Origin of the sequence: Corynebacterium tuberculostearicum, from assembly GCF_046097465.1 — a bacterium.
GTDB classification, from domain to species: domain Bacteria; phylum Actinomycetota; class Actinomycetes; order Mycobacteriales; family Mycobacteriaceae; genus Corynebacterium; species Corynebacterium tuberculostearicum_I.
This window is the reverse complement of sequence record NZ_CP175799.1, coordinates 1,629,048-1,651,222: the sequence shown is the minus strand read 5'-3', so window position 1 is coordinate 1,651,222 and position 22,175 is coordinate 1,629,048. Positions and strand designations below refer to the sequence as shown.

Annotated in this window: 23 protein-coding genes; 15 read left to right on the top strand and 8 right to left on the bottom strand. The window is 60.2% G+C overall.

The features are described from left to right. Positions 1-122: 122 nt before the first annotated feature. Together ACKFRX_RS07840 and ACKFRX_RS07835 are read left to right on the top strand one after the other, a co-directional pair. Positions 123-3,434: a DNA translocase FtsK 4TM domain-containing protein gene (locus ACKFRX_RS07840; protein WP_408920060.1), complete on the top strand. Its 3,312-nt coding sequence runs from the start codon at positions 123-125 to the stop codon at positions 3,432-3,434. A gap of 169 nt (positions 3,435-3,603) precedes the next feature. Beyond that, positions 3,604-4,725: a TerC family protein gene (locus tag ACKFRX_RS07835; protein WP_408919890.1), complete on the top strand. Its 1,122-nt coding sequence runs from the start codon at positions 3,604-3,606 to the stop codon at positions 4,723-4,725. Here ACKFRX_RS07835 and ACKFRX_RS07830 read toward each other — a convergent pair. Continuing rightward, the gene (locus tag ACKFRX_RS07830) at positions 4,722-5,009 is read right to left on the bottom strand and encodes a YciI family protein (protein ID WP_150851272.1); all 288 of its coding nucleotides are present in this window, start codon (positions 5,007-5,009) and stop codon (positions 4,722-4,724) included. The two genes, ACKFRX_RS07835 and ACKFRX_RS07830, sit on opposite strands and share 4 nt — an antisense overlap. Positions 5,010-5,068: 59 nt before the next feature. Here ACKFRX_RS07830 and pgsA point away from each other — a divergent pair, with 59 nt between their 5' ends. The 4 genes from pgsA (at position 5,069) to ACKFRX_RS07810 (ending at position 7,592) form a co-directional block, all read left to right on the top strand. After that, positions 5,069-5,653 carry a CDP-diacylglycerol--glycerol-3-phosphate 3-phosphatidyltransferase gene (pgsA, locus tag ACKFRX_RS07825; RefSeq protein WP_005325132.1) on the top strand — a complete coding sequence of 195 codons (585 nt, stop codon included), beginning with the start codon at positions 5,069-5,071 and terminating at the stop codon, positions 5,651-5,653. A gap of 7 nt (positions 5,654-5,660) precedes the next feature. Further along, positions 5,661-6,158 carry a nicotinamide-nucleotide amidohydrolase family protein gene (locus ACKFRX_RS07820; protein WP_150851271.1) on the top strand — a complete coding sequence of 166 codons (498 nt, stop codon included), beginning with the start codon at positions 5,661-5,663 and terminating at the stop codon, positions 6,156-6,158. 26 nt (positions 6,159-6,184) lie between these two features. Next, positions 6,185-6,547 (top strand): helix-turn-helix domain-containing protein, encoded by a 363-nt coding sequence (locus tag ACKFRX_RS07815; RefSeq protein WP_005325127.1) that lies wholly within the window; start codon positions 6,185-6,187, stop codon positions 6,545-6,547. 184 nt (positions 6,548-6,731) lie between these two features. Beyond that, positions 6,732-7,592: a PspA/IM30 family protein gene (locus ACKFRX_RS07810; RefSeq protein WP_200435530.1), complete on the top strand. Its 861-nt coding sequence runs from the start codon at positions 6,732-6,734 to the stop codon at positions 7,590-7,592. A gap of 80 nt (positions 7,593-7,672) precedes the next feature. Here ACKFRX_RS07810 and ACKFRX_RS07805 read toward each other — a convergent pair whose 3' ends face one another. Genes ACKFRX_RS07805 through ACKFRX_RS07795 form a run of 3 tightly spaced genes read right to left on the bottom strand, consistent with a single transcriptional unit; the run spans position 7,673 to position 9,560 of the window. Then, positions 7,673-8,293 (bottom strand): energy-coupling factor transporter transmembrane protein EcfT, encoded by a 621-nt coding sequence (locus tag ACKFRX_RS07805; RefSeq protein WP_250408364.1) that lies wholly within the window; start codon positions 8,291-8,293, stop codon positions 7,673-7,675. Between the two features lie 11 nt (positions 8,294-8,304). Beyond that, positions 8,305-8,997, bottom strand: a complete 693-nt coding sequence (locus ACKFRX_RS07800; RefSeq protein ID WP_250408366.1) for an energy-coupling factor ABC transporter ATP-binding protein — start codon at positions 8,995-8,997, stop codon at positions 8,305-8,307. Next, on the bottom strand, positions 8,997-9,560 hold the full coding sequence (locus ACKFRX_RS07795) for a biotin transporter BioY (protein ID WP_408919891.1): 564 nt from the start codon (positions 9,558-9,560) through the stop codon (positions 8,997-8,999). Before ACKFRX_RS07795 ends, ACKFRX_RS07800 begins: the two co-directional genes overlap by 1 nt. A gap of 163 nt (positions 9,561-9,723) precedes the next feature. Between ACKFRX_RS07795 and ACKFRX_RS07790 the strand changes: the two genes are divergently transcribed. From ACKFRX_RS07790 to ACKFRX_RS07770, 5 genes are all read left to right on the top strand, one after another. Continuing rightward, complete coding sequence (locus ACKFRX_RS07790) at positions 9,724-9,939, top strand: DUF3046 domain-containing protein (protein WP_005325117.1); 216 nt, start codon at positions 9,724-9,726, stop codon at positions 9,937-9,939. A gap of 182 nt (positions 9,940-10,121) precedes the next feature. Further along, positions 10,122-11,258, top strand: a complete 1,137-nt coding sequence (recA, locus tag ACKFRX_RS07785; RefSeq protein WP_005328639.1) for a recombinase RecA — start codon at positions 10,122-10,124, stop codon at positions 11,256-11,258. Positions 11,259-11,308: 50 nt separating this feature from the next. Next, positions 11,309-11,911: a recombination regulator RecX gene (gene recX, locus ACKFRX_RS07780; RefSeq protein WP_408919892.1), complete on the top strand. Its 603-nt coding sequence runs from the start codon at positions 11,309-11,311 to the stop codon at positions 11,909-11,911. A 45-nt stretch (positions 11,912-11,956) separates the two neighbouring features. Continuing rightward, complete coding sequence (gene miaB, locus ACKFRX_RS07775; RefSeq protein ID WP_408919893.1) at positions 11,957-13,519, top strand: tRNA (N6-isopentenyl adenosine(37)-C2)-methylthiotransferase MiaB; 1,563 nt, start codon at positions 11,957-11,959, stop codon at positions 13,517-13,519. Positions 13,520-13,541: 22 nt separating this feature from the next. Further along, on the top strand, positions 13,542-14,171 hold the full coding sequence (locus ACKFRX_RS07770) for a hypothetical protein (protein ID WP_408919894.1): 630 nt from the start codon (positions 13,542-13,544) through the stop codon (positions 14,169-14,171). A gap of 14 nt (positions 14,172-14,185) precedes the next feature. On the opposite strand, the gene ACKFRX_RS07765 is transcribed toward ACKFRX_RS07770, so the two are convergent. Beyond that, positions 14,186-15,316 carry a GNAT family N-acetyltransferase gene (locus ACKFRX_RS07765; protein WP_408919895.1) on the bottom strand — a complete coding sequence of 377 codons (1,131 nt, stop codon included), beginning with the start codon at positions 15,314-15,316 and terminating at the stop codon, positions 14,186-14,188. Next, on the bottom strand, positions 15,316-16,620 hold the full coding sequence (locus ACKFRX_RS07760; protein WP_408919896.1) for a DUF349 domain-containing protein: 1,305 nt from the start codon (positions 16,618-16,620) through the stop codon (positions 15,316-15,318). The genes ACKFRX_RS07765 and ACKFRX_RS07760 overlap by 1 nt, the downstream gene beginning before the upstream one ends. Before the next feature lie 136 nt (positions 16,621-16,756). Between ACKFRX_RS07760 and ACKFRX_RS07755 the strand changes: the two genes are divergently transcribed. The 3 genes from ACKFRX_RS07755 to dapF are packed head-to-tail and all read left to right on the top strand — an operon-like array spanning position 16,757 to position 19,118. Next, positions 16,757-17,356 (top strand): hypothetical protein, encoded by a 600-nt coding sequence (locus ACKFRX_RS07755; protein WP_408919897.1) that lies wholly within the window; start codon positions 16,757-16,759, stop codon positions 17,354-17,356. Beyond that, positions 17,344-18,252 (top strand): tRNA (adenosine(37)-N6)-dimethylallyltransferase MiaA, encoded by a 909-nt coding sequence (miaA, locus tag ACKFRX_RS07750; protein ID WP_408919898.1) that lies wholly within the window; start codon positions 17,344-17,346, stop codon positions 18,250-18,252. Before ACKFRX_RS07755 ends, miaA begins: the two co-directional genes overlap by 13 nt. 5 nt (positions 18,253-18,257) lie before the next feature. Then, entirely contained in the window at positions 18,258-19,118 is an 861-nt protein-coding gene (dapF, locus tag ACKFRX_RS07745; protein WP_408919899.1) for a diaminopimelate epimerase, read from the top strand. A gap of 32 nt (positions 19,119-19,150) precedes the next feature. Here the strand turns inward: dapF and ACKFRX_RS07740 are convergent, their stop codons facing one another. Both ACKFRX_RS07740 and ACKFRX_RS07735 read right to left on the bottom strand, forming a co-directional pair. After that, positions 19,151-19,762 carry a hypothetical protein gene (locus ACKFRX_RS07740; protein ID WP_005325107.1) on the bottom strand — a complete coding sequence of 204 codons (612 nt, stop codon included), beginning with the start codon at positions 19,760-19,762 and terminating at the stop codon, positions 19,151-19,153. A gap of 36 nt (positions 19,763-19,798) precedes the next feature. Next, complete coding sequence (locus ACKFRX_RS07735) at positions 19,799-20,596, bottom strand: hypothetical protein (protein WP_200435538.1); 798 nt, start codon at positions 20,594-20,596, stop codon at positions 19,799-19,801. Positions 20,597-20,671: 75 nt separating this feature from the next. Here ACKFRX_RS07735 and hflX point away from each other — a divergent pair, with 75 nt between their 5' ends. Continuing rightward, complete coding sequence (gene hflX / locus ACKFRX_RS07730; protein WP_005325105.1) at positions 20,672-22,165, top strand: GTPase HflX; 1,494 nt, start codon at positions 20,672-20,674, stop codon at positions 22,163-22,165. The last annotated feature ends 10 nt before the right edge of the window (positions 22,166-22,175 follow it).

Sequence of the window (22,175 nt, the reverse complement as noted above, 5' to 3'; positions counted from 1 at the left end):
TGTGATTTATGGGGTGGCACGGCTAAGGTAGAGGCATGTCTGTCAAAAATGCCTCTTCGCGCGGAACGCGCCGAAAGTCGAATCGTTCACGGCCGTCGGGCCGCAGCCGGTCCGGTGCTGGCATGCCGGAAACCTTGGCTATGACGTCTTCGCATCGGCGCGCGGCGGCGACCTCGCAGGAGCGTACGGGCAGTGCGTTCCGGGCCGTCGGCAAGGGCTTGGGCGTTGCCTTTGGTGCCACGGCCCGCGGCATGGGAAATATGGCGCGGGGTGTAAGCCATGGCGTGGCCGGGCTCAAGCCCAGCGAAGACATATATGACACCGAGGAGTACGAGACGACGAGGGAGCCGGAAGAAATTTCTGCACGCGGGGAGAAAAAGAAGAAGAGCAAGGTTACTCGGGCGCGCGATGTAGCCGCGGAAGAAGAGCTTTCTACGATGGAAGCAAGCGAGGAAGAATCACGCGGTATTCAGGTGAAAAATCCTGATGCGGTGGCACTCGTTTTAATCGGCATCGCCATCGTGCTTGCCGCTACCGTCTGGTTTGGGGTTGCCGGCCAGGTAGGCGCCTGGGTGGGCAATATCGTCCGCTATGTCATTGGTGCAGGCGCCTGGGTGCTGCCGGTGGCACTGGTGGCCTTGGCCATCTCCTTGATGATGGATATCTCCGGCCCAGCGGGGCACTTTAAACCGCGCATTGTGGGCGGTATCAGCATCATCGTCCTTGCCATGCTCAGCTTGATTCACATCTTTGCTGGCACCCCTGAGCTTGGCTTTACCCCGGACAGCGCCGGTGGCGCCGGCGGTGTAATCGGCTACGCCATCGGCGGCCTGCTGGAGACGGCCTTCACCTCCTTCGTCGCCGTGCCGTTGCTGTTCCTCGTCATTATTTACGGAGCCTTGTTGGTCACCGGCATTACTATCCGCGAGGCCTATGAGTTGGTGGCTGATGCCATTGCTGCGGCCTTCTCCCGCTTTGGTGGTACGGATGAAGACTATTACGACGAAGAGGGCGATGACCTCTACGGCCACGTGACTGGCGATATTGATGACATCGCGGAAGGCCGTGAGCGCAGCGAGCGCCCAGCACGACCTGTGGCCAAGCGTCGTTCCTCTGAGCGTGGTGGAAGCCTGCGCGCTTTCCGACGCCCCACTGAAGACCCCGCCCCGCGTGGTTCTTCTTACCCGGTGGATTCCCCTGCTGCAGCAGAGGAGGAACAGGCCACCCGCGCCTTTAGTGCACCGACGCGTGGCGGGTTCCAGTCCGTGTCTAACGCCGCTGAAAAGCCTGTCTCCCGCGATATTGGGGATACCGATGAGATCCCGGTGGTAGACGACGCCGCTGCGTCATCGCCAGCACAACCTGACTCCGGACATCCGGAACCGACCCGAGTGCTGGGCACTACTCGTCAACGTCCCACTTCTCCTTCCACTCGCTCGGCTACGGCAGCGGGTACCGCCGGTACCGCCATTGGCTCGGCCGCTGGTGCGGCTGCGGGTGCCGCGGGTGCTGCGGGAGCAGCAAGTGGCGCAGCAAAGACTGCTGCTGCGGGTGCTGCCGGTGCCGCTGGCGCTGCAGCAGTCGGTGCAGCTGCAGGCGCTGCTGGATCCGCGGTGGAAGGAGGCGCTGATGCGGTCTCGTCCGCACACGAGAAGGCCCGCCAACTCTTCCGTGAGCGCTCCGGACGCGACGCTACGACCGGTGCACAGGTGGACTCCACCGAGCCTGCGGCCGAGGCCGCAAGGGAAACGGGTACCTCTGCTGCACCTGCGCCGGCCGCGCAGTTTGGCAATGAGAATTACGCGGTTCCCACCACGGACCTGCTGACTCCGGGCACTCCAGCAAAGGAGCGCACGGAGATTAATGACCGCATCATTGAGGCCATCACCGATGTCTTCGAAGAGTTCAAGGTCGATGCCCAGGTAACCGGCTTTAGCCGTGGCCCAACAGTCACCCGTTATGAAATCGAGCTGGGACCAGGCGTCAAGGTATCGAAGATTACGAACCTGCAGTCCAATCTGGCCTACGCCGTGGCCACGGATAATCTGCGCTTGCTCACGCCGATCCCGGGCAAGTCGGCCGTCGGCATTGAGGTCCCGAACCCGGACCGCGAGATGGTGCACCTGCGCGAGGTGCTTGATGCGCCGAGCATGACTAGCTCGCCGGATCCCATGCTCATCGGTTTGGGCAAGGACATTGAAGGCGAATACACCTCGTTCTCGGTACAAAAGATGCCGCACTTGCTGGTCGCCGGTGCTACCGGTTCCGGTAAGTCCGCTTTCGTCAACTCCATGTTGGTCTCGCTGCTAACCCGAGCCACCCCTGAGCAGGTTCGCCTCATCCTGGTGGACCCGAAGATGGTGGAACTTACCCCGTACGAGGGCATTCCGCACTTGATCACGCCCATCATTACCCAGCCGAAGAAGGCCGCAGCAGCCCTGCAGTGGCTGGTGGAGGAGATGGAGCAGCGCTACATGGATATGAAGGCTGCTCGCGTGCGCAAGATTGAGGACTATAACCGCAAGGTGGTCTCCGGCGAATACCAGGCACCGGCAGGCTCCGAGCGCGAGGTACGTCCGTACCCGTACATCGTCTGTGTAGTCGACGAGCTGGCGGACCTGATGATGACTGCGCCAAAGGAGATTGAGGACTCCATCGTCCGTATCACCCAGAAGGCGCGTGCGGCTGGTATTCACCTCGTTCTGGCGACCCAGCGCCCGTCCGTTGACGTGGTGACCGGTCTGATTAAGACAAACGTGCCTTCACGCTTGGCCTTCGCGACGTCCTCACTGACGGACTCTCGCGTTATCTTGGACCAGGGTGGCGCGGAAAAGCTCATTGGTATGGGCGATGGCCTCTTCATTCCGCAGGGCAAGCGTCCTGTGCGTATGCAGGGCGCATTCGTCTCGGATGATGAAGTCATGGCGGTTGTCGATGCCGCCAAGTCGCAGGCCGCGCCGAACTACACCGAGGGCGTGACTGAGGAGAAGCAATCCGAGGCCAAGCAGGAAATCGATGAGGAAATTGGCAAGGACATGGACGACCTCCTCGAAGCCGTCGAGCTGGTGGTCACCGCCCAATTGGGCTCGACCTCGATGCTGCAGCGCAAGCTGCGCATCGGTTTTGCCAAGGCCGGTCGTCTCATGGACCTGATGGAATCTCGTGGCGTCGTCGGACCATCCGAGGGCTCCAAGGCTCGCGAGGTCCTAGTGAAGCCGGAAGAGCTCGATACCATCATCTGGATGATCAAGGGCGCCGACCCTGCCGAGGCGCCAAAGGAAATTCAGGAGGAGATGCAGCAGCAAGAGGAGGACGAAGCTGCCGCTACTTCCGATCCCGACTCTTCCGCAGGCTCCGATTCCTCCCCGCAGGGCGATGCTGGCGACACCCGTACCGTCCAGGCAACGTATAACCCTTCGACAGGTGCCTTCTAAGATCGTGTAAGGTTGGACGAGTCTTGGAGGGGAGTACCCCATCCTTCGGCACCGATCGTCAGCACGGAAGCGTTATGCTCCCGGTCGTGCCGGCCTGGCTGCAGCTATCTAGCCGGGCGGGGGAGACCTCCGGTCACTTTGTTGTATCTTCGACCGGAGGGATGTACCAATGCATGTGCCATTGTGGATCTGGGCGATTTCCATCGTCGTCATTCTTGGATTCTTTGTTTTCGATTTCTACTCCCACGTGCGCACCCCGCACGAGCCGACGCTGAAGGAATCCGGGTTCTGGACCCTATTCTATGTCGGTATCGCTTTACTTTTTGGTGCCGGTGTGTGGGCCATTTGGGATCACGAGCACGGCATCCAATTCCTCACGGGTTACGTGACAGAGAAGGCGCTATCCGTAGATAACCTCTTTGTTTTCGCGCTTATCATGGGCGCCTTCAAGATCCCGCGCAAGTACCAACAAAAGGTATTGCTCATCGGTATCGTCATTGCCTTGGCATGCCGCCTGGTGTTTATCCTTTTGGGTGCTGCGGTCATCGCGGCATGGTCCGATATCTTCTACCTGTTCGCGATATTCCTCATCTACACAGCTATCAAGCTCATCGTCGATGAGATCCGCGACGCCCCCGAAACCGATCCCAATGACATGGGCATCATCAAGCTGATCCGCAAGGTAGTCCACGTCACCCCGCGCTACCACGGCGATAAGCTCACGCACCGCGTAGAAGATTCTTCGGGCAAGCGGAAATTCGCGTTCACCCCGCTATTTATTGCGTTGGTGTCCATTGGCCTTATCGACGTGATGTTTGCCTTCGACTCCATCCCAGCCATCTACGGCATTACCTCAGAAGCGTTCTTGGTTTTTACCACCAATGCTTTCTCCCTCATGGGCTTGCGCCAGATGTACTTCCTGCTGGATGGCCTGCTGGATCGCCTGGTGTACCTGCCCTATGGTTTGGGCATCATCTTGGGCTTCATCGGTGTGAAGCTCATGTTCCATGCGCTGCATGAGAATAACTTGCCGTTTGTAAACGGCGGCGAGAACGTGGAGTCTATCCCAGAATTTTCCACTATTACCTCACTTATCGTGATTGTGGGCGTACTGGTTATTACGGTTATCGCCTCGATTATTAAAAACAAGCGCGATGAGAACCAAGGCGGAGTGCCGGTATCGCACAATCACTTCGACTGGGACGAGGAAGGCAATAAGATCGTCCGCAACAAGAAGGGCGAATTCTTGGGCAAGGCCGAAGACCTGCCCAAGGAAGAGCTACCGCACTAGAAGCAGGCGTTAACGGGATTCCATTCGCGGAAGCTGCGGCCGGTAATGCAGCCGGCCTGGTAGAAGGGGTCTTGGTCCATGAGGGCGATGGCGTCGGCGACCACGGCGTCGTCGGCAAGCCCCACGATGATGAGCGCGCCGCCCTTGGAATCCGTCAACGGGCCAGTGGCAATGATGGTGCCCTCCTCAAAAAGCTGCGCGGTAAACTCGCGGTGCGCGGGGCGGGCCTTAGCAATCTCAGGATTCTTGGGGTTGTAGTCGTAGCTAACAGCAAAATACTTCATGCTTCGCATTTTAAAATGCAGGGGCATCCAAGCGCAGGTGCTTGGTGCTAACAGGTAGTATGTATAACGTGAATCAACCCGGAACACAGTCAGCGCAATCCTCGGATGTGAATCCACAGGTATCCAATTGGAACCTGCCAAATATTCTCACCAGCCTGCGCATTCTTTTCATTCCGGTTTTCGCATGGCTAGTTATTGCCGGCCATGAATGGTGGGCTTTTGGCCTATTTGCGGCCCTAATGCTGACAGATAAGCTCGACGGGGACATCGCACGTGCCCGTGGCCTTATCACCAATTTTGGCAAGATTGCTGATCCCATCGCGGATAAAGCGCTTATGACTACCGCACTGGTATGCCTCAATATCATTGGGGTGCTGCCAGTGTGGATTACCGTGGTCATTCTCATCCGTGAGTTCGGTATCACCATCTGGCGTATGGTTTTGTTGCGCCGCGGCAAGGTCGTTCCTGCTTCGAAGGGCGGCAAGCTGAAGACTGTATTGCAATCTTTGGCAGTCGGGCTGTATCTGTGGCCCTTGCCGGAGTGGATGAACGTTCCAACCTTCCTAGTGATGCTCTTGGCCGCAGTGGTGACCGTTGTTACCGGCGTGCAGTACCTTATCGACGGCAAGAAGCAGAATAGCTAGGTAGTTCATGAGCTCCATGGCGGCCCGCCTCGTATCTGAACTCACCGAGCGCGGCGAGACTTTGTCCTTTTGTGAGTCACTTACTGCCGGGTTGGCCAGCGCCACGGTAGCTTCTGTCCCTGGAGCTTCGGCCGTGTTGCGCGGAGGGCTTATAACATATGCCACCGAGGTGAAATCCCACTTTTTGCACCAACCAGTAGCCGATATCGAAGCAGCCGGTGTGGTTTCTGGGGAGACTGCCCTTGCAATGGCGCGCGCGGCGGTGGCAGAAACCGGTGCGGACTGGGGGATAGGCCTTACCGGAGTGGCAGGACCAGACCTACAAGAAGGCAAGCCGGCGGGCACGGTTTATATCGGAATTTTTTCTCCTAGCGGAGTCGGATTTTCCCAACAGCTTTCCGGGTTGGGGAAAGAGCGAAACGAAATCAGAGAGGCCACGGTCGCAGCCGCCTTGCGTCTCCTGTGCTCAACTGTGGAAGAAAATCCGGCACTGCGGGAACAATAGCGAGACAAGGAGCGTTGACTATAGTGATGAACACTTCTACTGCTGTCCTCGAACACCCGGTAAACGGCGCTGTTGCACCAGCGGCGCCCGCCACTGCTCGTACCCCTGAGCCGCTTTTGCGTGAGGCTCTTGGGTTGACGCTGCGCGCCTTCCGCGCGGACAAGGGAGTGACCCTGCGCGAATTGGCCGGGGTGGCCCGCGTATCGCCGGGTTACCTTTCAGAGCTCGAACGCGGCCGCAAGGAGGTCTCCTCTGAGCTCCTTGCGTCTGTGTGCCACGCGCTAGATTGCTCGGTCTCTGATGTACTGATTGAAGCCGCCGGTTATATGGCTCTGCCCTCCATGGATGAGGAGCTTGCCCATACGGCACCTGCCGCATCAGAGCTTTAGCACACAGCGGTCTATGTCTACAGCCGGCCTATTCTCTCGCGAGGAGGGGGCGGCTGTGGTGGTTAAGGGGGGCGTCGGCAAGCGCCCGCGACCGCGGGGAGTGCAAGCGGTGGAAACAGCGCTTCGCTAGTATAAGCAGCAGAACATTACGCACATTTTTAACCTAGAAAGGTTGAAGCACACCATGGCGAACCCATTTGTTAAGGGCTGGAAGTACCTGATGGCTCTCTTCGATAATAAGATCGAGGAAAACGCCGATCCGAAGGTGCAGATCGAGCAGGCTATTGAAGATGCTCAGCGCCAGCACCAGGAGCTGTCTCAGCAGGCGGCCGCCGTGATTGGTAACCAGCGCCAGTTGGAAATGCAGCTTAACCGCCGTTTGGCAGAAGTAGAAAAGCTGCAGGGCAATGCTCGCCAGGCTCTGGAATTGGCTGATCAGGCCCGTGCCAAGGGCGATGAAAATAAGGCCGTGGAGTACGAGAACGCGGCAGAGGCCTTCGCTGCCCAGCTGGTTACGGCTGAGGAGTCCGTGGAAGATACCAAGAAGCTGCACGACCAAGCACTGCAGCAGGCAGAAAAGGCCAAGAATGCGGTTCAGCGCAACAATGCCGCGCTGCGTGAAAAGGTCAATGAGCGCTCCAAGCTGCTTTCCCAGCTCGAGCAGGCAAAGATGCAGGAAAAGGTTTCCGAGTCTTTGAACTCCATGAACGAGTTGAGCGCCAATGGCAATACGCCGTCTCTGGATGCTGTGCGCGATAAGATTGAGCGCCGTTACTCCAAGGCACTCGGCCAGGCTGAGCTGGCTGAGAACTCCGTGGAAAACCGCATGGCCGAGGTACAACAAGCTGGTATTCAGATGGCCGGTCATTCCCGCTTGGAGCAGATTCGCAGTGAAATGAACTCTGCTAAGTCCGTGGAAAGCAATAAGGCTCAGGCCATTGAGGGCAATAAAGCTTCTGGCTCTGCTGCCGACAGCGCTGCCCAGCCAGGCAGTGCCAACAACGATGCTGTACAGGCCCGTCTGCGTGAGTTGCGTGGGGAGTAAAAACCTCGACTGTCTTTTAAAAAGTTATCGCCTCCCTTGGCCATCATGTGGTGGTGCAAGGGAGGCGATAACTATTGCTGCTAGTCGCCGACGCCGCGGGCCTGCAAAGCCTCACCCATGGCGCGCGCTCGCCGGATGGAGCGAATGATAACCGGGGTGCCAAATGCGAGCGGGGACATCCCGGCACCGCGCGCTTTGCGGGCATCTAGGACTTCATAGACGGTTTCAAACATCAACGGGATGAGACGAATAGTCAGTGACATAGCCAAGCTGATGTTTTCTACCGGTATTCCGAGTCGCTTTAGGGGCTGCAGCGACTCTTCCAGCGACTCCATGATCTCATCGACCGTGGAGGTCAGCGTGAGCAAGAAGGCAGCCATCATAGCGGCGAAGACATTGAGGAACATCACTGCCGCATAGTCGAAGTCCTTGGCCCACCATTGAAAGCCTGCCAGGGGGACTAGGAAAAAGAGAGGCGGCCAGATCTGACTCCACGCAATGCCCAGTGGAACCCGGGCGCAAGCATAGAGAAAGACGACAAAAATGACGCCGCCTGCTGCCCACGGAATGGACTTGAAAAAGATGCTGGTGACCAGGATAAAGACTAAGAGGAATGCGATCTTCCAACTAGGCTTGATGCGATGAATAAAGCTGGTGCCATCAACGTAGACGGAAAGAGGGAGATTCGTGCGTCGTTGCATGAGAATTCTCCCTACAGCGGCCGCTGGGCCATGAGGTCTTGGTAAAAATCTATGACCTCCGCCGGCCGGCCATCCGCGGCGATGCGGTGGTTATCGATGCAAATGACCCGATCAAAATCGCGCAGAAATTCCAGATCGTGTGTCACCACAAGTAGTTGCTGTTCCAATCGCGCGAATTCTCTTTTGATTCGATCGCGGTTGCGCAGATCCAGCAGGGTAGTGGGCTCATCAGCGATGATGAGTATCGGGTCGATGACCATGACCGCTGCCAGCGCAAGGAGCTGCTTTTGTCCGCCAGACAGCGTGTGCGGTGAGCGCTCAGCAAAGTCGGCGAGTCCGAAGCGTTCGAGGGCAGCATCCACGCGGGCGAGGCGCTCGTGTTTGGGCAGCTTAAAGCGGCGGAGCGAAAAGGCGACGTCATCGCGCACATTGGGCATGACAATCTGGTTTTCGGCATCCGAAAAGACAAACCCCACCTTTTCGCGCACCTTTTTGCCCTGCTTGGCGACGTCCATCTGGTCCACCGTCACCGTACCTTCACTAGGTTCGCCCAACCCATTAATGAGCCTGGTCAAGGTGGATTTTCCGCCACCGTTTTGGCCGATAATGCCAATTCGCTGTTCGGTGAGGGTGAGGTTGATGTCCTCGAGCACCACGGTGTCATCAAAAGCCACCGAGACTGAGGAAAATTCGATCGTGGGCACTAGGCGGCCTTTCGTCCCATCAGATCAGGGAAGGCTGCGTGAACGCCGAGAGCGATGATGACGGCAACGACAAGCTTTCCGGCATCGACAGGAATGAAGGGCAATTGGGCGGCGAAGGCCGGACCAATGTCCAAGCCAGAGCGGATCATGAGACCAAAGGCGCCGCAGATGTATTGGACGGCAAGGCCGGCAACGGCAGCGATGGCAAGCATGACCGCCATGCCGCCCTTGTTCTTAGGGGAGCGGTAGGCAATTGCGCCGGCGACTGCTGGCGAGAGAACATAGCCGATGATGTAGCCCGCCGTTGGGCCTGCCAGTGCGCGGAGCGTGGTACCGCCACCTGCCAGAACTGGGAGGGCAAGGCCCAGGAACAAAAAGAGGAGTCCCACGTATCCGCCGCGCTTGCTGCCCAAAATTAGGCCGGCGAGGATCAGTGCTGCGTTTTGCAGCACGATGGGCACGCCGGCCGAACCGATGGGGATGGACACGAAGGCAAGGACGATGACGAGAGCGGTAAACACGGCAACATAGGCAATGGTGGTTGCCAGAGAGTTCTTTTTCATGCTCAAGAGGTTAGCACTGCATGAAAACTGCAGACAATTGAGGGTTTTGAACGGTGTTCATCCAAGGCTGATAACTGTGAGGCAGGGCCATTGCGGCGGGCTCCCAATCGACGCTTTCTGGACCGCTGGCGCCCGTGCTTAAGTGCTGAGTAGGATAGCGCGCATGCGATTGACCGAGTATCACCAGCTCATTGTGGACGAATTTGGCGAGTCTAAGGGAAAGTGGATTAGCCACTCTCATGTCTTGCCCGACCTCGGGGCAACGCCCGATGAGCTTATCGAACGCGGCGTCGATCCGCGTCGCGTCTGGCTGAGCCTGTGCGATGACTTTGATGTACCGAAGGAGCGCAGGTTGGGAGTCGATTACCCAACTTTATAGCGCCGTCGAATTCGGCGGACTGGCGTGTTCACTTTCGAAATTCGAACAGATGTATGTAAGATGGCAGAAGTGTCGATGCAGTCGTCTACAGTGGGATGGCGTTGACGGAGGGAACCGTTTGAGTTCCACGGCAGTCTAATAATGCGTTAGTACATCGTCGTTAAAGATAAGGATGAAAGTTAATGGCAACCAAAAAGAAGTCTTCTTCTGCCGCCTCTAAGGGAGATGACCGCCAAAAGGCCCTCGATGCCGCAATGGCCATGATTGAGAAGGATTACGGCAAAGGCGCTGTGATGCGCCTGGGCGATGACAACCGCCCACCGATTAAGGCCATTTCTTCCGGTAATACCGCAATCGATGTCGCTCTTGGTATTGGCGGTTTCCCGCGCGGGCGCATCGTAGAGATTTATGGCCCGGAGTCTTCTGGTAAGACCACTGTTGCGCTGCACGCTATTGCATCCGCGCAAAAGGACGGCGGCATTGCCGCGTTTATTGACGCCGAGCACGCGCTCGACCCGCAGTATGCTCGCCTGCTTGGCGTGGATACCGATAACCTCTTGGTTTCCCAGCCAGATACCGGTGAGCAGGCCTTGGAGATTGCCGATATGCTGGTGCGCTCTGGCGCAATTGACATCATCGTCGTTGACTCCGTAGCTGCCCTTACCCCGAAGGCGGAAATTGAAGGTGAGATGGGCGATAGCCACGTCGGCCTTCAGGCCCGTTTGATGTCGCAGGCGCTGCGCAAGATGACCGGCGCCCTGTATAACTCCGGTACCACCGCTATCTTCATTAACCAGCTGCGGGAAAAGATTGGCGTGATGTTCGGCTCGCCAGAGACCACCACCGGTGGTAAGGCGCTCAAGTTCTACTCTTCCGTGCGCTGCGATATCCGCCGCATCCAGACCTTAAAAGATGGTCAAGATGCCATCGGTAACCGCACCAAGCTCAAGGTAGTAAAGAACAAGGTCTCTCCACCATTTAAGATTGCTGAGTTCGACATCATGTATGGCGAAGGCATCTCTCGCGAGTCGTCCATCATTGACCTTGGCGTCGAAAACGGCTTCATCCGCAAGTCCGGCTCTTGGTTTACCTACGAAGGCGACCAGCTGGGCCAGGGTAAGGAGAAGGCGCGTAATTTCCTGAAGGATAACCCGGATCTGGCTAATGAAATCGAGCAGAAGATTTTCCAGAAGCTCGGTATCGGCGAGGCTGCGGCCGAAGGCGAGGAGGGCGCTGCGATGGACGTTCCTGGTGCCGATGACCCATTGACCGATGAGTCCGTGGATCTCGTTCCAAACGTCGATTTTGATGACGACTAAGATCGTCTAACCCGTCCCCATACAGTCCGCGTACCTTTAGAACCTGCATCATGAATCAGCCCGCCCCCGAAAAGCTCGCCCAACTCCGACAGGCCCTCGAAGCCTATGAGAATGGAGCAGCTAGGGGCGGGCTTTTTGATCGAGAGGCAGAAGAAGCTAAGGCCAAGGTCCGCTCTCGGGCGCTGGGTCTTTTGGATCAGCGTTCTAGGTCCCGGAAAGAGCTTTATGATCGTCTAGTAAACGCCGAGTTCGAGCCAGATGTCGTGGAGGACGTGCTGGATGATTTGGCCCACGCGGGGCTGGTGAACGACGCTGCTTTTGCACACGAGTGGGTGCGCCAACGACATAAGCGGCGCGGCAAGTCCAGCTCGGTTCTCAACAGGGAATTGCGGGAAAAGGGCGTGAGCGAGGCCGATCGTGCTGAGGCGCTCGAGCAGATTGACCCTGCCGATGAAGAAGCCATGGCACAGGCCCTTGCGGAAAAGAAGGCTCGCTCCATTAAATCCGTACCGGAGGATCGCAAGGAGCGCGACAAGGCCCTACGTCGCATTGTGGGGGTGCTGGCACGCCGCGGCTTCAATGAAGGAATGTCGCTGCAGATCGCAATCGCAGCCCTTGACGCGCGGTGCGTGGAGCTGCGCGCAGAGGACTGATACGGCCAAGGCAGGGTAGCGCCGGAATGGCTAAGTCCGGCAGTTATGAGATGCCTAGCTTCATGGCTAAACTATGCCGACGTGGAGCAGACAATCGCAGATAACCGTACTTATGAAGTCCGAACTTTCGGCTGCCAGATGAATGTGCACGATTCCGAGCGCATCTCTGGTCTCTTGGAGGAGGCCGGCTACGCGGCCGCCGGCGAAGGCGTGGAGCCAGATCTCATCGTCTTCAATACCTGCGCCGTGCGCGAAAATGCCGATAAACGGCTCTACGGCACCTTGGGTGCCTTGAAGAAGACAAAGGAAAATCATCCCGGCATGCAAATTGCTGTGGGCGGTTGCTTGGCGCAGAAAGACAAGGACACCGTCCTAGATAATGCCCCGTGGGTTGATGCTGTCTTCGGCACTCACAATATGGCGGCCCTGCCTACGCTGCTGGAGCGCGCCCGACACAACGATGAAGCCCAGGTAGAAATCGTTGATTCCCTCGAGGCTTTTCCGTCTGTCTTGCCAGCCAAGCGTGAGTCTGCCTATGCCGGCTGGGTTTCTGTTTCTGTAGGCTGCAATAACACCTGCACCTTCTGCATTGTTCCTTCCTTGCGCGGCAAGGAAGAGGATCGCCGGCCCGGCGATATCTTGGCCGAGGTCAAAGCCCTAGTAGATCAGGGCGTATCCGAGGTCACCCTGCTGGGGCAAAACGTCAATGCTTATGGCGTCAATTTCGCCGATCCCGATACGCCGCGTGACCGTTTCGCTTTTTCTAAGCTGCTGCGCGAGGTAGGCAAGATTGAAGGCCTTGAGCGCCTGCGTTTTACCTCCCCGCACCCAGCGGAGTTTACTTCGGACGTCATCGATGCCATGGCCGAGACCCCGGCCGTGTGCCCGCAGTTGCATATGCCGTTGCAGTCTGGCTCCGACAAGGTCCTTAAGGATATGCGCCGTTCCTACCGCACCAAGAAGTTCCTGCGGATTTTGGACGAGGTACGGGACAAGATTCCGCACGCCGCAATCACGACCGATATCATCGTGGGCTTCCCAGGCGAGACCGAGGAAGACTTCCAAGACACCATGGAGCTAGTGCGCCGCGCTCGTTTCGCCTCGGCCTTTACCTTCCAGTATTCGCCGCGTCCGGGAACCCCGGCTGCGGAAATGGAGGACCAGATTCCCAAGGAGGTCGTCCAGGATCGTTTCGAGCGTCTCGTTGCCCTGCAAGATAGCATCCAGGCCGAGGCAAACAAGATGCTCATCGGCACGGATGTAGAGCTTTTGGTGCAGGCCGAAGGCGGCCGCAAAAACGATGAAACCCACCGCATGACCGGCCGCGCCCGCGATGGCCGCCTAGTGCATTTCACCCCGGTTGACTCTGACGGCACGGATATTTCGGCGGAGATTCGCCCGGGCGATGTGGTGCATACCCAGGTCACCGGTGCGGGCTCCTTCTTCTTGCTTGCCGACGCCGCCGTGACCTCCCACACCCGCACCAAGGCCGGCGACATGTCTGCTGCCGGCGAAACGCCTACCACCGCACCCATCGGCGTCGGTCTGGGATTGCCGTCGATTGGCAAGCCCGCGGCCGCCGAATCCGGCGATTCCTGCGGTTGCTAGCAGGGGAGTAAGCTAGGGAGCCATGACTGAGGAACATACGACCACCGCAGCCCACAATGCAGCTAACGCTGAGCGGAGAGCAGCACAAACAATGGACCTCGGCGGTCACAAGGTCACGCTGTGCATTGCGGTGGTGGCGTATATCCTCTACCTGATTTTGCCCTACGCCGGTCCAGCCCACGGTTGGGAGGCATTGACCTTTGGCACCACGTCAAGCGGCGTCAGGATTTCCATCATGGAAACCGTCTCTGCGTGGCTCGCGCTCATTGGTTTGGGCATTCTTACTCCGGTGACGCTGTTCACCCGTCGCGCCACGCCTGGACTGATTGCATGGATGCTGGTGACGGTGTCCTTCTTTGCCAACCTATGGGGCTTCTGGTTCCGTGGCTCTACCGCCGACGGGGCGTCGCTGGGAATGTGGGTAGGAATGCTAGCTACCTTCCTAGCATTTCTGGCCTATAGCATGGTGGCGCTGCGCCGCAGCCCAGAGCAGAAGGCTGCCGAAGCCCGCGTGCGCGCCACCGCCGGACAGCTCGATGAGGTGGGCGAATTTCAATCCAGGATTGACGCGGCACCGCAGCGGGAGCCACTGGTGGACAATCGCCGCAAGCAAGCCGCCGAACGTCATCGCGCCCAGCGCGGCGAGCAGTAGGCCTATCACCGCCACTAGTCCCGCAGCCGCAACTCCCACGCGGAAGAGCGGGAAAGTTCTCGGGCACCCAGGCTGCGGTAAATGGCATTCATGGCCGCGTCCTTGGCGGCAACGGAACAATAGCAGCGCCGTACCCGTGGCCAATAGCCTGCCACCTCATGCAGCGCTGTGAGCTTGGCTAGCTGCGCAAGTCCGCGGCGGCGGTGCGGGCGATCGGTTACAGTCAGAGTCCACTCGCATACTTCCGGATTCGCATCCTCGTGCCGAGCCATTTCGGTCAGTGCGAGAATGCTCCCGTCCTCGGCGGTGAGTGCGACAAGAAGCGTGTGCCCGCGGCGAGAGCGCAGGCGGCTGTGCGCTTCGCGCAATCGAGCACGCGTCCACACGATGGGCTCCACCGTCAGATCACCAGTTTCTGCGTCTGTGGACGCTAGGCTAAGCAGCCGCATGACCTCGTCGAGGTAGCCCTCAGGGATGTCGTAATCCGGCCAGACTCGGGCGGTGATTCCCGCCGGGAGCAGTGCTGCGACAGGGCTTTCAGGGATGTCCATCACCAGCTGGTGTTCCGCATGCCGTTGCGTAAACCCCAGATGGCGGTAGATGCTGCCCATAGCGTCGTAGTCTGGGTCCGCGCCCGGCGGGTGCAATAGTCCCACGTGAGCTACGGTGCGGCCGAGTTTCCGGGCCAGCTCCAGCGCCTTCGTACCCATCCACTCGGCTACTTTGCGCTCCTCCTCATCGAGCTGCTCGCCGGGCAGAGGCAGGTCGCACAGCACGCACTCAATCTCTGCTGCCTCGCGCTCTTCTAAAAGCGGCAGGCTAATGTGGATGAACCCGAGGTAATCCAGCTCCGGGCTCGGCTCCACCGAGGGGATGAGCGGCAGTCCCAGATCAGAGACCTCACCAATGGTGGAGTCGCCGTCCACTACGGCAAAGAGATAGGTCTGTGATTCGCTCGAACCCTGCAGACGCTGGACCACGCGGCCTGGCGACGTCGATGCCGCGGCATCGCCGCTTGCTTCTTGGGCCGCCAAGTTGGCCCAAAAGACGAAGCTGCGAATGCAGTCCGCAGGTTCGCTGGGCTGGGCGTGAGCGGTAGGCGAGTGCGGCGGCCGCGGTGGCCGCGCAATGTGGACGAGGTGCACTACTTATCGTTGACGGCGTTAGCGGCGGCGTCGGCAAAAGCCTGCCACTGCTCGGCCTGCGCGCGCAGATCAGCGGCCTTTTTCGCATTGCCCTTGGCCTCAGCTGCCTCGGCCTGAGAGTTAAACTCATCGACCTTAGCTTGGAACTGCGCCACGCGTGCTTGCGCCTCTGGGTCAGTACGGCGCCACTCAGACTTTTCTGCCTCGCTGACGCGCTGCTCCAGCGCCTCAATCTTGGACTCGTACTCGCGCACCTGCTTGCGGGGAACGAAGCCAATCTCTTCCCACTTTTCCTGCAGCTCGCGCAGCTTAGCCTTCGCACCTTCGATGCCCTTGGACGGGTCGATCTGGCCGTCGTATTCCGCAATCAAGGCGTCCTTGGCCTTGGCATTTTCCGCAAACTCACGGTCGCGCTCGTCATTGACGGCATTGCGGGCATTGAAGAACTTGTCCTGGGCAGCGCGGAAGCGGGCCCACAGCTTATCGTCCACGTCGCGCGGGGCGCGGCCGGCGGCCTTCCACTCGGTCATCAAATCGCGGTAGGCGCGGGCGGTGGGTCCCCACTCGGTGGAATCCTGGATGGCCTCGGCACGCTCGACGAGTTCTTCCTTCTTCTTGCGGGCAACCGCACGGGCGCGGTCAAGCTCGGCAAAGTGGGAGCCACGACGGCGGTTGAAGGAATCGCGGGCGCGGGAGTAGCGCTTCCACAGGGCATCATCGGTCTTGCGGTCAATGCCCTTGATTTGCTTCCACTCTTCCAGGATGGCGCGAATGCGGTCGCCGGCGGCCTTCCACTCGGTGGAGTTTTCGGCAATCTCTTCTGCCTCAGCTGCCAGCTTTTCCTTGGCAGCAATAGCTTCCTCGCGGCGGCGTTCCTTATCGGCCTGCGCCTGCTCGCCGGCTTCTACCGAGTGCTCAATGACGGCAACAAGGCGGCGGTCAAGTGCTGCGATATCACCGATGACCGCAGCGGTAGGCAGGGTGTCGCGCAATTGCGCTGCGGTCTTTTTGATGCCAGCGGCCTCGCTGGGGTTGGCGCGCAGGCGCGCCTCGAGCAGTTCAATTTCGGTGGAGAGGTCGTCGTAGCGCGCGCCGTAGTGCTGTAGGCCCTCCTCGGGGGTGCCGGCCTGCCATTCGCCAATCTTGCGTTCGCCCTCCGGAGCGGAAACGAAGACGGAACCATCCGCGTCGACGCGGCCCCACTTGGCCGGGTCATTCTTGCTGGGTGCCTGGACGGGAACAGGCTTTGCGGTGGGACGAGGGCCCTTCTTGGGCATGGAACCTGGGGTAGGGATGGGAGACATGACAAGCCCTCCTATGCATAGATCGCCGCGCGTCACGGCTGCCGAATAAAATCACTGGATACATTACCGCGAATATCCCGCGCGTGCCCAGATTCTATTTAATTACCTCCACTTGGGTAGATAGTATGGAGGAATAATGTTCAATCTCATGGTAATGCCAGCCTCACCCGCGCTGGCCGTGGAGCTTTCCGCTAATGACGCCGCTTCTCGCGCACTGCTTGCCGCTGCCCGCACCCTCGCGGTGGAGGCTGCGGCCGCCGGCATAACGCTGGTAGATATCGTCGGCAGCCAGGACAAGCGCTGGTACACCGCCCACACCGGCAGCTTAAAGGCGTGGGGTGCGGCCACCAACCTAGGCGGCGGCAATTATCTACCCGAGATTATGGCCCGGTACGTGCTGCACAGCGTGCCGCAGCTTAACGCCCGCGCTAGCCGGGAGCACATCGGCCAGCCGGATCCGGCGGCGCTGACCATCGTCGTGGCAGATGGCAGCGCGGGCCTGACCGAACGTGCCCCCTTAGCGCTCGTTCCCGGTGCCCAGGAAGCGCACGAGTGGTGCGAGGAGGTGCTGATGGGGGCGTCGGCAAGCAAGGCAGGCGAGTGGCTGTCCCAGCGCGGTGTGGTAGAGCCCGCACTGTGGGAGGAGTTAGCAGGACTACAGCCAAAGAAGGCGCAATTGCTGGCCACCGACGCCACCCTGGGCGTCGGCCGCTACGTTGCAGGATGGGAGGTCTAATGCGCCCCATTGCAGTGTTTGGACCCACCGCCTCCGGCAAATCTGCACTGGGGTTGGCGCTGGCGCAGGAGCTGGACGGCGAGGTAGTCAACGTCGATTCCATGCAGCTCTACCGCGGCATGGATGTTGGCACCGCCAAGCTCACCCCGGCCGAGCGCGAGGGAATCCCGCACCACCAGCTCGATGTGTGGGACGTGACCGAAACCGCTTCTGTGGCGCGCTACCAGCGCGATGCCATCGCGGATGTGGAAAGCATCATGGCCCGCGGCAAGACGCCGATCCTGGTCGGCGGCTCCATGCTTTATGCCCAAGCGCTTGTCGACGACTGGCAGTTCCCACCCACCGACCCCGCTGTCCGCGCCAAGTATGAAGCCCGGCGCGTAGAAATCGGTACCGATGCCCTGCACGAGGAGCTGGCGCAGGTGGATCCGGCCGCGGCCAAAATCATTGAAGATAAGGACCCGCGGCGCACCGTGCGCGCCCTGGAAGTCATCGAGTTAACCGGCAAGCCCTATAAAGCCAGCCAACCGCCGAAGGACGCCCCGCCGCGGTGGGGTACCCGTCTGCTCGGCCTGCGCACCACCGCAGACTGGCTCAATCCGCGCATCGAGCTGCGCACGCGCCAGATGTTTGAGCGCGGGCTCATCGAGGAAGTCGAGCGCCTCCAAGCTCAGGGCTTGGTGGCCGATTCCACGGCCGGGCGTGCCATAGGCTATGCGCAGGTATTCCAAGCCCAGCGCGGCGAACTTACGTGGGATGAGGCCGTCGAGCGCACAATTACCGGGACACGGCGCTACGTGCGCCGCCAACGTTCCTGGTTCAACCGGGACAAGCGCATCACGTGGTTGGATGCCGCGGGCGATACGACCGCCCAGGCGCTGCGCGCGCTAGGGTAGGGAGCATGAAATTTGCCAAGGGTCATGGAACTGAGAACGACTTTGTCATCGTCGAAGACCACGCGGCCGCCACGCCGCTTGCCCCCGAGCGCGTAGCGGCGCTGTGCGGTCGCCGCGCCGGTATTGGCGGCGACGGATTGCTGCGCGTCGTGCGCGCCGAGGCGTTGCTCGCGGCCGGGGAAGTCGAGGCGCTGGCCGAGGGCATCGCGCCCACTGACTGGTTTATGGATTATCGCAATGCCGACGGTTCCGTGGCCGAAATGTGCGGCAACGGCACCCGCGTTTTCGCCCACTGGCTGCGCTCGCGCGGCCTCGTGGAAGAAGACGAGTTCACCATCGGTACCCGCGCCGGCGCCAAGCGCGTGACGGTGCACTCGTGCGATGAGCACGCGGCCGAGGTCACCGTGGAGATGGGACCGGCCGAAGTAACGGGTGTATCCACTGCGTCCATGGCCGGGGAGAGCTACGCCGGTCTAGGCGTTGACATGGGCAACCCCCACCTCGCGGCCGTGGTGCCGGGGCTGGACGACGAGGGACTTGCGGCCAAGACTTTCGAGCAGCCAGTCATCGATGAAGCCTTCTTCCCAGCCGGCGTGAATGTTGAGGTCGTGACCCCGCTGCGCGATGGCCACGTGCACATGCGCGTCTTTGAGCGCGGGGTAGGAGAGACCCGCTCTTGCGGCACCGGCACCGTGGCGGCCGCGACCGCCGCGCTTGCCGACGCCGCCGTTGACCACACCACCACCCCTCACGGCACCGTGCACGTACACGTTCCCGGCGGGGAAGTGACGGTGGACATCTACGAGGGTGGCTCGCGCCTGACCGGCCCGTCGGCGATCGTCGCCACCGGCGAGACCTCCCTTTAGACCGCGTCGGGCCCGGCGCGCGCGGTGAGTGCTTAGGCGCTGCGCCCTTCGTTTTCCTCTTCCTCGAACGCTTGCTCTTCTAGGGCTTGGCGGCGCAGGGCGCGATTTTTTACTTCGTTCTTTTCATACTTCGGCCCGAGCGCAAAGGCGGCGCGGCGGGCCGATAGCCAGGTTTCCTTGAGCTCGCGGGCTCGTTCATCTGTCACCTTGAGCAAGGATTCCAGCTCGTTGGTGCTGACCTCTTCTGCGTTGACGCGCAGGTTCAATCGGCGCAGGAACCGTCGCGCGCCCGAAATCTCATAGTGGAAGGCTTCGATGGTGGGGTCGGAGCAATCCAGATCTAAAAGCGCCGGCCGGTAGAGCGTGCGGTCCGCGATCTTCTCGGCCGCCTCGGAGGACCGGAAGTCTTCGTACTCCGCCAAGACGTCCTCAATATCTTCGGCCGAGAGCCGAATAGAGCTGCGCAGCGCCGCCTGCTCCGAGGCGTCCGGCCGGGTGTGGAGCATAAGCAGCGCCGCCGCGATAAGTAGTGCCGCGATGAAAACCCCGGGAAGTTTTAGGGTTGCCACAACCGCCACTGATCCCACCAGGATCAGCGCGAGGACCAGCACCCGCCGGTTTCTCGCATTTTCCGGGAAAGGCATCCACACAGCTATTCCACCAGACCTTTGCGTCAGCTCTTAGTGGCCGCCGCAGCCGCAGCCACCGGAGCCACAACCGCAGCCAGCGCCGTCGCCGCAGCCACCGCTGGGCATTTCAATAGAAGCCGTCAGCAGGGCGGTGCCGGCCACGATAGTGTCCTTAGCAGGCAGCTCGTCGCTACCCGCAGGCAGGCAGAGATCGAAGGGGAAGAGGCCATCCATGACGAGGTGGGCGAATTTCTCGCCGGTTAGCTCATTGGTACGCCACTCGGATTCCATGACGCGGGCCGCAAAAGTCGCGGCCGGGGTAGGAACCTCCGCGCCAGAGCCGGAGGAGATAACCTTCGCGCCTGCGGACTCGAAGAGCGCTGGGAATTCGCCCTCGGCCGCCTCATAGGCATCGGCCGACTCGTAGGTGCGGACATCAAGGCCCATGGCGGTGAGGGAGATTTGCTGCCATTGCTGCAAGGGTTCGTCGGCAAGCAAAGGCCCCTGCGCCAAGTTCGCGGTGGCCTGGGCGATGGTGGTACCGAAAGGATCGATAATCTCCAGCAGCGCGAGAACATCGTTGACCATCTCTACGTGGGCGAATCCCTGCGTAACGGCATCGAAGCCAATGTAGGTAGCAAAAGGCTCCACCGCGAGAATATTGAGTTGCGCGCCCGATGGATCGGTGAACTGAATCAGCTGGCCACCGCGTACCTCACCGGTAACGGCCAAGCGATCGCTAGCGATGGCGGCCTCAACGGCGTCCTGCCAGCGTTCGAAATTGAGGCCAATGGCCTGCATCTCGGTATTCTGCTTCACCCCAGTGTCCTTAACGTTCATGCCCGCCATTGTATCGCCTTGTGCAGCCAGCTAAGAATCCGCAATTCCCGCTTTCGGCCGCAACGTGCCAAAATGAGAGGTAGTATGACCGAATTTTCCCAGCACAATAACGACGATCTCCTCGCCCGCGCGTTCCGCGATAACGACGCCCCGGCCGCACCAGAGGCGACGCCCACCACCGGTGACCTTGACCTGGCAGAGCGTAACGCCTTCCGCCGCGTTACCCGTGAGACCACCATCCGCGCTGAGGACACCACCGATGGCTATGAGGTGGAGTACCGAAAGCTGCGCCTCGAGCGCGTCATTCTGGTTGGCGTGTGGACCGAAGGGACCGTGGCCGAAGTCGAAGCCACCATGGACGAGCTTGCAGCGCTGACCGAGACCGCCGGCGCCGAAGTAGTAGAGATGATCTACCAAAAGCGCGATAAGCCGGATTCCGGCACCTTCATTGGCTCCGGCAAGGTCAAGGAATTGCGCGACATCGTCGAGGCCACCGGCGCCGATACCGTGGTGTGCGATGGCGAGCTCAACCCTGGCCAGCTCACCGCTCTCGAGCGCGCGCTTAACACCAAGGTCATTGACCGCACGATGCTCATCCTTGACATCTTTGCCCAGCACGCCAAGTCCAAAGAGGGCAAGGCACAGGTCTCCTTGGCGCAGCTGGAATACCTCTACACCCATACCCGTGGTTGGGGCGGCAATCTTTCGCGCCAGGCGGGCGGCCGCGCCGGCTCCAACGGCGGCGTCGGACTGCGTGGTCCCGGTGAGACCAAGATTGAGACGGACCGCCGCCGCATTCGCACGGAGATGGCCCGGCTGCGCAAAGAGCTGCGCGCTATGAAGACCGCCCGTGAGGTCAAGCGTTCCAAGCGCCAGCGCTCAACCATCGCGCAGATAGCCATTGCCGGCTACACCAATGCTGGAAAGTCCTCGCTCATTAACGCCATGACCGGCGCCGGCGTGCTGGTGGAGGACGCACTCTTTGCCACGTTGGACCCCACCACTCGCCGTGCCACGCTTGCCGACGGCCGCCAGGTCGTCTTCACCGACACCGTCGGGTTTGTCCGCCACCTGCCCACGCAGCTGGTCGAGGCCTTCAAATCCACACTGGAAGAGGTCCTGGCCGCCGATATTATGCTGCACGTGGTCGATGGCTCTGACCCATTCCCGCTCAAGCAGATTGAGGCGGTCAACCAAGTCATCTATGACATTGTGTCCGAAACCGGCGAGCAGGCCCCGCCCGAGATCATCGTGATCAATAAGATCGACCAGGCCGACCCGCTGGTGCTCGCCGAGCTGCGTCACGTACTCGACCACGAGGACGTAGTCTACGTATCCGCGCGCACGGGCGAGGGAATCGACGAGCTTACCGCGCGCGTAGAGCTCTTCCTCAACTCCCGCGATAGCCACGTCAAGCTGCAGGTTCCCTTTACCCGCGGCGATGTGGTGGCTCGCGTACACGCCGAGGGCACGGTGCGCCACGAGGAGTACACGGCCGATGGCACGCTTGTCGACGTCCGCCTTCCCGCACCCACCGCCCGCGAACTCGCCGAATTCATCGTGGAGGAAGTTTCCTAAAACCACCCCG